General features: G+C 51.4%; 10 protein-coding genes. 7 read left to right on the plus strand and 3 right to left on the minus strand.

From position 1 onward, the window contains the following. Positions 1-557: hypothetical protein (locus DFK10_RS15895; protein WP_217810193.1), on the plus strand; the 557-nt coding region annotated here is incomplete at its 5' end. Between the two features lie 169 nt (positions 558-726). After that, positions 727-1,053, plus strand: coding sequence for a DUF6626 family protein (locus tag DFK10_RS15900; RefSeq protein ID WP_235866868.1), 327 nt, complete (start codon positions 727-729; stop codon positions 1,051-1,053). Positions 1,054-1,629: 576 nt separating this feature from the next. Here DFK10_RS15900 and DFK10_RS16375 read toward each other — a convergent pair. After that, on the minus strand, positions 1,630-5,052 hold the full coding sequence (locus DFK10_RS16375; protein ID WP_146193297.1) for a beta strand repeat-containing protein: 3,423 nt from the start codon (positions 5,050-5,052) through the stop codon (positions 1,630-1,632). 166 nt (positions 5,053-5,218) lie between these two features. Here DFK10_RS16375 and DFK10_RS15910 point away from each other — a divergent pair, with 166 nt between their 5' ends. The 5 genes from DFK10_RS15910 to DFK10_RS15930 all read left to right on the plus strand — a co-directional run bounded on the left by DFK10_RS15910 (position 5,219) and on the right by DFK10_RS15930 (position 10,355). Further along, positions 5,219-6,610 carry an ATP-binding protein gene (locus DFK10_RS15910; protein ID WP_109390020.1) on the plus strand — a complete coding sequence of 464 codons (1,392 nt, stop codon included), beginning with the start codon at positions 5,219-5,221 and terminating at the stop codon, positions 6,608-6,610. Then, positions 6,603-7,304 (plus strand): response regulator transcription factor, encoded by a 702-nt coding sequence (locus DFK10_RS15915; RefSeq protein ID WP_109390021.1) that lies wholly within the window; start codon positions 6,603-6,605, stop codon positions 7,302-7,304. Before DFK10_RS15910 ends, DFK10_RS15915 begins: the two co-directional genes overlap by 8 nt. Before the next feature lie 627 nt (positions 7,305-7,931). After that, positions 7,932-8,546, plus strand: a complete 615-nt coding sequence (locus tag DFK10_RS15920; protein ID WP_109390022.1) for a class I SAM-dependent methyltransferase — start codon at positions 7,932-7,934, stop codon at positions 8,544-8,546. A gap of 168 nt (positions 8,547-8,714) precedes the next feature. Further along, positions 8,715-9,977 carry a tyrosine-type recombinase/integrase gene (locus DFK10_RS15925; protein ID WP_109390023.1) on the plus strand — a complete coding sequence of 421 codons (1,263 nt, stop codon included), beginning with the start codon at positions 8,715-8,717 and terminating at the stop codon, positions 9,975-9,977. A gap of 141 nt (positions 9,978-10,118) precedes the next feature. Next, positions 10,119-10,355: a WGR domain-containing protein gene (locus tag DFK10_RS15930; protein ID WP_109390024.1), complete on the plus strand. Its 237-nt coding sequence runs from the start codon at positions 10,119-10,121 to the stop codon at positions 10,353-10,355. 162 nt (positions 10,356-10,517) lie between these two features. Here the strand turns inward: DFK10_RS15930 and mreB are convergent, their stop codons facing one another. Both mreB and DFK10_RS15940 read right to left on the minus strand, forming a co-directional pair. Beyond that, on the minus strand, positions 10,518-11,540 hold the full coding sequence (mreB, locus tag DFK10_RS15935) for a rod shape-determining protein (RefSeq protein WP_109390025.1): 1,023 nt from the start codon (positions 11,538-11,540) through the stop codon (positions 10,518-10,520). Between the two features lie 163 nt (positions 11,541-11,703). Next, the gene (locus DFK10_RS15940; RefSeq protein WP_109390026.1) at positions 11,704-12,270 is read right to left on the minus strand and encodes a tyrosine-type recombinase/integrase; all 567 of its coding nucleotides are present in this window, start codon (positions 12,268-12,270) and stop codon (positions 11,704-11,706) included. Between the last annotated feature and the right edge of the window lie 262 nt (positions 12,271-12,532).

The following is a 12,532-nucleotide window of genomic DNA, read 5'->3' on the forward strand; positions in this document are numbered from 1 at the left end:
TCGAACGGGACAACGGTAGATTTGGCCATGGTGGCATATCCTTTCTCTGTGAGATCGACGGCGTCTTTCAACACCGCCATGATATGCCGCCTACTTCAGGCCATCACCAACTTTCGGGCATAACTCGCCGCGCTCGCTATCCTGTGTGGACCAAGCCCGTGCTTACCTCGCTTGAACAGCATTATCGGATTTGGCGGGTGCACCAAGAGCAGCCTGACCTGAATTATATCCAGCTTGCCGATGCTGTTGGCGTCATGAGGGCCTATGAAGACAACTTGGAAACACGCAATAAAAAATCCGCCGTCGCCAGCCGTATGATCAAGCAGGCCAAGTTTATGATCGACCAGGCGGTCCATGGTCGCTTTCCTGTAATGAACCAAAAGCAGCTGGATGCGGGTATGGGCAAGTTCCCGCAAATTCCCCCATCTGGCCTGCCTGATGAAGAGGCCAGCAGAAGGGCTATTTTGGCCACCATTGACGATATGTTTGAGGATGACCCAGCGAAAGCTGCAGAAATGAAAGCAGCTCTGTTCCCGGAATTGTACGGCGACAAGTGAGTGAACACAGTGTGGCGACATTGGTTTTGCAACACACTGTTCCCACCCAGTTTCAGGACCACAGTGTTCCCACCCAGTTAAACCACCACAGTGTCCGCACCCGGTTTCAGGACCACGGTGTTTGCGCACAATTGGGATAAATACCTGTGTTGCAAACGGGAGTATGAGTATGTCGAGACAGATATTGGAACAGGTGCGTGATGAATTGGCCAGCTGCGGGGTGATCAGCTCCAATAGGGAGTTTTGCGTGAGCTGGTTGGCCAAGGACGAGAGTTATATGCGCGGTTTACGGTTCCGCGATCTGCCGCCAAGTGCGGATGCACTGGCCACCTGTGCCAGCAAGCTGGGGTATTATGCCTATCACTTCAACAAAAGCAGCCAGCCGGAACAGCGTGAATGGAGCGAGCGCTTTTATCGTCTGCGTGGTCTTTGTCAGCAGGCCATGGAAAACCAAGCCCGCGCCAAGTGGATGACAGTGGAGCGCATGGGATTATGACGGGGAAACACGAGGTGAAATTCCCCCTGCAGCCCAAAATCCATGCCGCGCGAAATCTTGGCGGGAAGTACTTATCGTTTCAGGGTGGTGATTTGGTGCCACTCCACATTACGGGAAATCCCGTATGCGTGTGAGCGAGGTGGTTGTGGGACAATGGCGCATACCCAAGCCCTCACCTGCGCCCATCCCTAAATCCGCCAAGCCAAAGCCGCGCAAGTCGCCCGATGCGGACCAGTTCAAAAAGCCCAAGCGGAAACGTCCTTTCAACAAACCAAAGCCAGACGAGTTGAGCTGATGGTGTCAACGACGCAGTATAAGCGCCCTGTGTGCGTCGGTAGGTGCCAATCCGCACGCCATGTAGCGAGTAACGACCAAACGCTGCTGTGTGTGCGGATTTGAGCGGATAGAGCACAGCTATGATGGTACGCTCTCCGTGTATCGAGTGCTTGATCAAATGGGGCAGGGGCATAGTCCAAATGCCGTGCAGGACGATTTGAATTATGTTCGCAATACGCAAGGCTATTCGACACAAAAAGGGCCACCCGAAGGCCGCCCCTTTCGTTATCGTGGGTGTTTTTAGAACTGATGTTCGAGGTTTAGCGTAAAGCTTGAGCGTGTGGTGTCGCCAACTCGATCCATGATGACGCGGAACTCGACATTGCTGAGGCCATCTTCAGACCGGCTGCTCAGCCCAAGTTCTGCCCCGCCACCGCAATCTTCTATGCGTTGCACTGTCTCACGCCGCTCGCAGATCAAACGCGGGGCGAAGCTCAGTTGCGAGTTGCTGTCGGCCACTGTGTCTGCATCCAGTGCCCAGATTACTTCAGGTCGCAGGGTGAGATTGGCAATGCTCACAGACCCTGCATCCAAGCTAAGTGTGTTGTCCACAAGCCCGTACGCACGGCCTGTAAAGCCCACATTGCCAATCCATGTCTTGCCGTAGCTAACGGCCAGTTCAGGACGGAACTCGTAGCGTTCGTACTCATAGACGCCTGACAGGGCTGCCCCCGCTGTGGCCGTGCGTGTGGTATAGTCACTGGTCAAGGCCAGCACGTCATTGGCCATTTCCAGATCATTGTTGCCGACCCCCATAGTGAGGAATCCATCAAGGTACAACTCATCTGCCAACTGATGCACGGCATACCCGCCAATGGTCACAGCTACCCGATCTTGATCACCTTCAAATGCACCTGAGATATTGGAAGAGGCAAGTTCGCCCCCAACAAAATAGCCTAGCATTGTCGTGTCGCTGGCCATCTGTTCCCAAGCCACACGTGCGGAGAGGGTGGCAGTAGTGCTGTCCGTGTCCGCATCATGCTGCACGTCAAAGTCACCGAAGAACAAACGACGATAGGTGCCTTCATAATTGCCAGTTTTCTCGAAGAAGCTGCCACGTGTACTCAGCGTGGTGCCGTTGAGCGCGAAGGTACCGTCCACATCGAAGGGGACGTTGTTGCGGGACACAGTACCAGTTTCGCAGCTCGAAGTTTCATCAGCTGTAGCATCTTCTTCAGCACATGCTTCGCGCTGTCTCTGATCAGCGACGAAACGGTTTAGAGCACTTTGCGTCATCCGTTGGTTGGCGGAGAGTGTGCTGCGCAGGGAACGTGTGGCCTCATCTACGAGCACTTGCTGAATTTCTTCTCGGTACTCTTCGAACAAGGTTCTAGGCGTGGCAAATTGAATGTTTAGGACATTGGAGGCTGTATTTCCATTGTCACTGATATCAAAAGCAACGTTTGCCAATACTGATATTTGGATAATGGTACCAGGCACAGGGTCGACGGTAGCGGTGTAACTGGCTCCCGAGCCAGACAATGCAGTAACCGTACCGTTGGTTACTGTTACATCTCCTATTGCAAAGCCTGTAACCGGCTCATTAAAGGAAATCTGAACATCAAAAACTGAGGTTACATTTTCTGCTGGACCGGTCAAAGTTACAGTTGGTGCGACAGTGTCCAAAGTAAGAACCAACGCTGCAGACGCGGCTGAAGTGTTGCCATTTACGTCCGTTGAAGTGGTTGTGATGCTATTGCTGCCGTTACTCAGCTGTCCTAAGCTAAACACAAACGTCCAAGCACCGTTTCCGTCAGCTGTGACAGTACCCTGGCTGATCCCGTCAATAAACACTTCCACAACCGCGTTTGCTTCAGTTGTTCCGGAAATAGTCGCTGTTGCGTCGCTTGTAATGTTATCTGTGACATCGCCAGTGTTGCTGGAAGCATCGAGGGTCGGAGCTGCCGGCTGACCGGGAACATTATTATCGACGGAAGAGTTTGTCGTATCGGCTGTTGTGGTCGTATTGCCGGCATTATCGGTTGCTGTGGCCGAGACATTTAGATTAGTCGTCGTAATTGATCCTGATGGAAGCAGATATTCTGCAGTCCATGTGCCTGAGCTATTAACGGCTGACACAGCACTACTACCGCCGAATGCGGAAAAGTCGAAAGTAACACCAGTAATCGTGTCGGAGTTATTGTCACCCGATGCGGTATTGTTCCAGTTCGCGGTGACTGTATCCCCAGCAATGAACACACCGCTCGTTCCGGAAGCACCAGCCACAGATATGTGAGTGTCAGTAAGCGTTGGCGCAATGTTGTCGAGTGTGCTATTGCTGGTGTCCGATCTACTCGTCGTGTTTCCAGCATTATCGGTTGCGGTAATTGTGATGTTTCGATTTGTTGCGTCAATGGAACCTGCAGTAATATTGTACGTCGCCGTCCACGTTCCTGAACTATTGGTTGCAGCGACAGATGATCCACCACCAAACTGTGAGAAGTCTACGGTAACCGAACTAATATCGGCGTTATTGTCACCGCCAGCCGTGTCATTCCACGTTGCTGTGACAGTATCTCCAATAATGAATGCGCCGCCAGTGCCTGAAGCACCAGTCACAGATAAGTTTGCGTCTGTTACAACAGGCGGTTCGTTATCGACAACCGCATTTGTTGTGTCGGCTGTGGTTGTACTTAATGGCGTTGGCGCATCGTCGTCCGTTGCGGTGACTGATACATTGCGAGTGGTAAGGTCTATGGAGCCTTCGGTAATGGTGTGGCTTGCAGTCCATATACCAGAGTTCTTGGTTCCTGGTACTGCATCCGGGCCGCCAAACTGTGAGAAATTAAATGTAACAGATTGAGTGTCAAGGTTAGCATCGCCGGTCGCTACTGTATCGTCCCATGTAGCTGTAACGGTATCGCCCACCTTATAAGCGCCGCTCGTACCGCTTGCCCCTGATATGGAAATATTCCCATCCGTAACAACGGGAGCAGATGTCGTGCTTGTGAAGCTGAAGACCGTTGTGCCAGCAGGTAAAACCGCATCCCCGCCACTATTGTCCCAATCTGATTTGTAAATTTCAACTACTTTCCCGGACCAAGTTACAGTAAAGTCGCTAGAGGTTAAACCTGTTCCGGTGCTATCAAACTGCACGTTGGTGAACTCTCCTAATTCCGAAGAAGTAGTGTTTTCAAACGTTAGTCGAAAGTAAGATATCACTGTCGACCCTGAATTGACAGCAATGGTAGAATTAACCGGATCAACGTCTACTATAACACCAGAACCCGACACCTCATTACCAGCGCCGACGGGATTGTTGTTATCGTTTATATCTGGTGAGCTAGGGTTATCGTTTCTAAGCAACACATCAACTTGTGTATTGGTTACGTCTGCAGACGCGGAAGTGCCAATAGTGGCGGCGATGGCTGCGCCCAACAAAAACCGCCTCAAAACCAGAAACAGAAGATGCAACGCCCCAGGGAAAAGTACAGGCTTCGATGTTGCCAGTGACGTTTTTGTGTCAGAGGTTGCTCCAACGCCGCCAGCCAGAGAAAGATATTTTGCCCCGATGTTTGTACTAAAGCTGACTTCTGTGTTATCGCCTGACTGTGCAACCGGTAACGCATCTACAGGAGATGCAGTAAAAATTGCGGTACAGCCAAGACAGGAAAGCGCTATCCTTTTGCAGTGACTTGACAATTGGCGGAGGATCGAATGCATGATCATACCTATGGATTTCATGCGATGTAACTATGGCACCTACCGAAATCTGCACATTAAAGATTGTTATATTTTGCTCTCGAAAGCTCTCAGGTGTTCCACCGTGACTTGCCGCTTCAGTTAAGTTAAGCCACCCTTCAGGAACTCATTTTTTGCGTGGTGAACTTTGACTGAAGAACTTTACCTCCGCTTCGCCGCGCTCCTGGCGGCAGCGCTCCTTGTGCCATCGGTCACCTTTGCAATGTTTGCGGTGGCCCATAGAGACATGCCGTTTTGGCGGTATGCGAGTGCAGGAATGTTTTTGATATTTGTAGCTTCTGCGCTCAGCGCAATACGTGATGTGCTGCCGGGACTATTGTCACTCACGGTCAGCAACCTGCTTGTTGGCGCAGGATATTACCTTAATCTGAAGTCAGTTCTTAGTATATACCAACTCACGAATTGGAGGCGTCTGGACGAGGCTGCCCTGATAATTTACGGCGCGGCGGTGATCATAGTGATTATATTCTTCAATACGTACGAGAACCGAGTTGTTGTCGTGTGTATTGGTATTGTGTTTTTCTCGACTGCATTCGGGCTAAGTGTGTATCGCTCCGTTGCTAAAGATATGCGCTTGGGAAGGCTGATGTTAATGGGGTTTTCGACTGCTAATGTAATTTTTGCAGCAGCTCGTTTACTATCTGCCACTCCAATGACGGATGGGTTATTTTTATTGAGAATTTGGGATCCAGTGTTTTTCATATGGTCTATCGCTGCCACATTCTTGTTTGCTCTTGCGCAGTTCATAAACGGCAATGCGATCATCCAGCGAGAAAACCTAAAAGCCCTGCAGGAAGCCAAAAGACGATTGGAGCATGAAAAAGAGCTCTCCATTCAGTTGGCCATGGCAAATGAAGAGCAGCAGAACCTACAGAAACTGCTACTGCATGAATTTAAACGGCCACTTGCTGCAATACAAGCTGCGCTTCAAGCCCAAAGTTCTAAGGATGCGGTTTTAGACCAATCGAAGGCTTTGCGCTTGGACGCTTTAACGGCACAAGCGACTGAATACCTAGAAGGTATTTCACAATATCAGGATGTCGCTGAGCTGTTTGCGGAGCCTAACTGGAGCCATCTTCCAGTTGTTCAGATCGCACGGGATATAACAACCAAATGGGGTGTTGAGGTTTCATCTGAACCAGCGCTAGCGTTCCAAGAGTTGCGGTGTGATCCACTGCTCGTCGACATTGCGATCAGCAACCTTATTGAAAATGCACAGAAATTTGGGAGCGGTGCACAAGGCGTGTCGGTGAGGATTGGCAGTGTTGGCGGGAACGTTCAGATCGACGTTGAAGATGATGGTCCGGGCATCCCGAAAGCTGAGTGGAGTAAGGTGTGGCGCAAATTTTACAAGCTTGACGATGAAACTCCCTCTGCCTTGACGGGGTGTGGTCTTGGATTGCATGTTGTTGATCAAGTAGCCCGAGCGCATGAGGGTGCCGCGTATGTGGTGAGTGACAAGCCATCGATCATACGCTTGGAGCTTCCACTAGCCAGGGAAGACGGCGCTGATGGTTGATCCTGCTGAAATCCTGCTGATCGATGACGATCATGATTTTTGCGACAGTGTTTCGAGTTTTTTTGACGCTCGGTCGATACCGGTTCTCACTGCAACCGATCCGCGTCTGCTACAAAGTATGAGCCTTGATTGCCTTCGAGTGATTTTACTGGACATCGACATGCCGCGCTTATCGGGCATTGATGCCCTGCCAATCATCAGAAGCAAAAGCGATCTGATAACAACGATCATGGTTTCAGGGCATAGTGATCTGACGACCAGATTGTCAGCACTGGAAAAAGGGGCCGATTTTTTCCTTGGTAAGCCTGTCGACCTTCCAGAGCTTTTCTTGGTGGTCAGTCGCATTCTTGGTAAGCAGGCTGCTGAAGATGCAAGTATTAGTGAGGCGCATTGGCTGCTGTCGCGAAACCGATGTGCACTGATTTCACCAACTGGGGATGCTATTGGCTTGTCTGCTAGCGAGTTCCGCGTTGTTGAGGCTTTGTTTAGCCATGCGCCAGAGCCTGTGAGCAAGGAAGAGCTGACCGAGGCTGCAACAGGCAGGATTGATGTGGCTAAGACCTACAGTCGTGCGCTTGAGGTGCTGGTTTCTCGTGTGCGTTCTCGCGTTAACACAAGCGGCACGAAGCTTCCCATCAAAGCTCTGCGCAACGTTGGCTACGTGTTTCACGGCAATGGTGTAGTGATTGACTGAGCGGTGAGAAAACAGTGTGTGAAGAGACTGTGTTTTCGCATCAGTTCACAAACACTGTGTTCAAGTGCTGTGTTTTGGTTTAGTGTGTTGAACACAGTGTTTTGTGTCTTCACAGCGTCAGCGCAGCATCGCACATTATATCGCACACCTCGTTTTTTCTCTAAATAACCGTTTATTTTCAATAGCTTAAAAATAACGCAAGTCTTGAAAATCCTCGTGTCGGTGGTTCGATTCCGCCCCCGGGCACCATTTTAACTAGCAAATACAAAGACTTAAGCATCGCACATTTTTACGAAATGTGTTGCACGCTCATCGCACAGTTTTGTCGCGTGTTTGAGCGGTGCGGCTGGGTGATTTGCTGTGTTGAACACAGTGTTTGTGGTTGCTGTGTTCGACACAGTGTTTTCCAACACAGTGTTCGAACACGGTGTTTGCGAACCGGGTTGAAAACACACTGTTTGGGAACGGTTGTACGACGACAAGGTTGGTGGCAGTCGTGCTGCTTGATGGCTCGAAGGGCGGAGAGCTGACGGTCGTCACTTTTGGTGTGCACGATCAGATCTGCACCTGGTACGACATTTCTGCTATTTGAAATTAAGCTAAACGAATATACGACATGGAACCGTCATGAGCAGCAATAATCATTGGAACGAGGTTTACAGCAAGAAGTCTGAGGCTGAGTTGAGTTGGCATCAGGATGATCCATCCGTCTCTGTTGATCTGATAAAAACGGCGGGTCTGACCACCACGTCCGCCGTCATCGATATCGGCGGAGGAACTTCTCGCCTGATTGAACGAATGTTGGATCTTGGGGTCAGCGATCTCACGGTTCTCGATCTATCTGAAGCTGCGATTTCTACAGCTCGACACCGGTTGGGCGAGCGTGAAACGTCCGTGAAATGGATTGTCGAGGACATCAATAGATGGGAGCCAACGCAGACCTATGACGTCTGGCATGATCGCGCAGTGTTCCACTTCCTTGTGAAGCCTAAGGACCGCATTGCTTACATCCAGCGGCTCTCCCGAAGTGTCGTGCAGGGCGGACATGCGATCATTGCGACTTTTGCACCAGAAGGTCCGGAAAAGTGCAGCGGGCTTCCTGTAGCCCGCTATAGTCCGGCCAGCTTAGACCAGACGCTTGGAGCGAACTTCTCGCTCCTAACGCATCGGTTTTATCTGCATCACACGCCTTGGGGCAACCAGCAGTCGTTTCAGTACAGCCTATTCCTCAAACTAAACTGATATCGGCTATTCGCCGCGTATGTCATGAATAGTGGCGTTGGGCTGTAACCCGCTGGTTGGTTCTAAACCGGTTATACTTGGGAAGCGCCTTGTGGAAATGGTCAAACTTTCCGGCTGACAGCACCAACACAAAACCGTACTGTGCGATGACGCTTGGGAACACACAGTATGGTCGCACTCAAAGCAAGCACGCACACGCTGCTGGACGGCGAGGTCAAGGTTTACAAGCGCGGCAACAGCAAGCGCTGGCAGGCCACGTTCAAGATCGACCAACACTGGGTGAGGATCAGCACGGGCAAGACGGTGTTGGAGGAAGCCAAAACTGTAGCCCGTGACCAGTATCTTGAATACAAGTTCCGTGCCAAGCACGAGCTGCCTGTTGTAACAAAGCGCTTTGAGGACGTGGCCAAGCTGGCAATTGCGGATATGCAGAAGCAGCTGGACGCGGACGCAGGGCGCAAGGTCTACAAGGATTACATCAAGGCACTGAACCTCTATTTCATCCCGTTCTTTGGCAAGACCTTCATCACCAGCATCGACCACCAAAAAATTCAGGATTTCAATGCGTGGCGCAAGCGGGTGATTGGGCGCGATCCCAAAGCCAGCACCTTGAACACGCACAATTCCGCTATGAACCGTGTGTACGACGAGGCAGTGGCACGCGGGTTCATCACGCAGGGCAAGGTGCCCATCCTCGCCAACAAAGGCGAAGGTGCAAAGCGGCGGCCTGATTTCAGCCGAGAAGATTATCGCAAGATGATCCGTAAGTTGCCGCACTGGATCGAACAGGGCAAAGGCGGCAAGTCACGCGATATGCGCCACCTGCTGCGCGACTATGTTTTGATTGTGGCCAACACGGGCATGCGACCGGGCACAGAAGCGGAAAACCTGCGCTGGAAGCACGTAACCGTGTTCGAAGACAACGGCTTGGAGTATGTGGAATTCTACCTGCACGGCAAGACTAAGCCGCACGAAGCGATTGGGCGGGCTGGCACGATTGACTATCTCAAGCGCCTTCACTCGCGCACGGAAGCGATCAAGGACATTGAGTTCTACGCTATGCTCAAGCAGAAGCTGGACCTGCCCGTGTTTTGTCTGCCTGACGGAACAGTCACGGACAACCTGCGCCAGACCTTCAAAGCGTTTTTGACCAAGCACGATCTGTTGATCTGCCCCAAGACAGGCGACAATCGCGTGCTGTACAGCCTGCGGCACACCTACGCCACTTTCGCGCTAGTCAACGACGGAATGGATATCCACGCACTGGCCCAGCAGATGGGCACGTCAATTGGCATGATCGAGCGCCATTACAGCCACCTTACTCCGCGTATGAAAAAGGACATGTTCACGGGCAAGCGATATGAACTATCAGCGGAAGAGTATGCAGCGCAGAAAGCAGAGGGTGGTGCGGGTGTGGGCGACGAGGAATAGGGGAACACAGTTGTTGCACCACGCAAACGCAACACAGTTTGGCAAACCTGTGTGGTTCCACAGCGATTGGCTGGAAGGCTGGTTTGCGACGACGGGTGCTGCAAAACTGCGTACATCGCAAACGATTCCTTTGACAGGGCCATGATCACGCTTGTTCATCATCACGCAGAACGGCCCAGCTTCTACCGCGTAGATGTTGGATATAATCTGTTTGGTGAATATTCAGTGGTCAGAGAATGGGGCGGCAACGGGCAAAATGGCGTGCATCGCATCGCTTGGTTTTCCAACCTGCGTGACGCTGCAATAGTGGCTGATCGGTGGCACGTGAGGGCTTGTGCCAAAGGCTATCAACTGACTGACAGGGTGGTAGCTGGCTAAGGTATCCAGAAAAAAAGTTCAGAGCGTCTCCGGCTTGCCTGCTAAAAGTACTTTTGGCGTGACAGAACGACTACCGTCGTGTTTTTGAGTATGTAGCGTGCGCTGAACTTGAGGATGCGGGCGCGACAGTGGTGTGGTGCTCCGGTGGTTATCTTCGATCTTCTATAGGTCGTACTCAATGGCATGAATGAACTTTTTACCCATTTCGACAGCACGTGCTGCGCCGTAGGCAACACAATATTTTGGGTTTTCCGCCACAACAACTCTGATAGCTAAGCGTCTGGTGAGCTCGACATCCAAATCATACAAGAGGCAGCCACCGCCGGTTAGCGTTATGCCATCTTGGTACACATCAGACGCCAAATCGGGCGGTGTTCTTTCAAGGACACTCCTAATGGCGTTTTCGATGTTGTCGATCAATGGCTTCACAGCGGCAGCGTAGTCATGTTGATTCGTGCTTGCTGACTTTGGAACTCCATCCGTGCTGCCAACACCTGAAATAAGAAGCGGCTCTTTACAATCAACTAGATCTGGACTCGTGGCAGTTCCAATTTCGAATTTGATTTTCTCGGCTGTCGCCCCGCCTATGTTGAGATTTAACTTTTTTCTCGTTCTTTGAATTACCAATGCGTCAAAATGATTTCCGCCAATTTTTATAGAAGTTGCTTCAACTATACCCCCAAGGGCGACGACAGCAATTTCTGTGGTGCCGCCACCGATATCGACGACCATTGATCCTTTCGGTTTTAAGACTGGGAGGTTCGCCCCTAAGGCCGCCGCCATTGGCTCCTCTAGCAACCCAGCAGAGCTTGCGCCAGCCGCTTTGATCGCCTGCTGTATGGCTCTCTTTTCGACAGGCGTGGCGCCAAAAGGTACACAGACGACAACCTTGGGCTTCCAGTATCTACTACGCGGTATGGCCTTTTTGAAGAATTGCTTAATCATCGCTTCAGCGTGGTCAAAGTCTGCGATCACACCATCTCTCAATGGCTGGCTTGCGACGATGCTTTCGGGTGTCTTGCCGAGCATTAACTTTGCGTCTTCACCCACGGCCAGGAAACTCTTCTTGCCTTTGTACTCGTGAAAGGCAACAACAGAGGGTTCATCTAGCACGATGCCTTTCCTTACTGTTACAATGACGGTGTTCGCCGTCCCCAAGTCAATGCCAATATGGTGTGAAAACATTGGTTCGCCTTATTTTTTACATGATTGCGCATATTCTCAGCTTGATGCAAGCTACCAAAAGTATGCGATGTCGCCGTTAGGGTGGGGTGAGATCCTTGGAGTGCTGGACAGCATAGCGGCATACGAAGTTCGTTTATGGCTGACGATGTGATCTCGGCCGCTTTCATAACAGCTCAACTGCCTCGCTCAGTTGCTCCGCGTTCACGTCGATGTAGCGCTGCGTGGTTGAGATATGGCTGTGCCCCGCCAGTTCGGCCAGCAAGCGCACACCAACGCCCTTGTTGGCCAATCTGGTGATGTATGTGCGACGTCCGGAATGGCTGCTTGCGTCCTTCAAGCCCACTGCCTTGTAGATGTCGAGGAACAGCTGGCACATGGTATTGGCTGAGAAGTGCCCGCCCTTTTGGCTCTCAAACAGGGGACGAGCAAGATCGTTCAAACGGATTGTATCGCCGTACTCGCTGAGCGAGCGCCTCAATCGCTGGCTCAAGTACACAGTACGTGTCTTGCCGCCCTTGCTCTGCGCACCTCGAAGTACGAACTGCTCACGTACAGCGCTCTCGTCATCAAACACGTCACCCAACTTTAGCGCCGCTATCTCCTTGGCTCGCAGCCCTGCGTAGAAGCTGACCATGATGATCGTCTGGTCCCTGATCGGATGACGACGACTGCGGCAGTAGTGTAGTACTCGGCGAAGTTGAGCTTCGTTCAATGTCTGTGCTTGGCGCATGGCGCAATCTCCAAAAACCTCATGTTTTCATATGCTTGACTGTAAAGCCTGAGGTTTTGGGTGGTCGACCGAAAATGGCAGAAATTGGTCTATCAATGAATTCAATGACTTAGGCGAAAATCTCATAGAATACTAATTGTGTGAGATTTTTGCAGCTGCCGCGCAGCTCGTGAAAACCACGCGGCAGTTGCCCCTTACAGCTTGCTATGGGCGCCGTCACAGAGCGGTTGCTTGCTGCTGTGCTTGCAGCCGCAGAAAAACA

It is taken from the genome of Salibaculum griseiflavum (genome assembly GCF_003129565.1).
Taxonomy (GTDB): Bacteria; Pseudomonadota; Alphaproteobacteria; order Rhodobacterales; family Rhodobacteraceae; genus Salibaculum; species Salibaculum griseiflavum.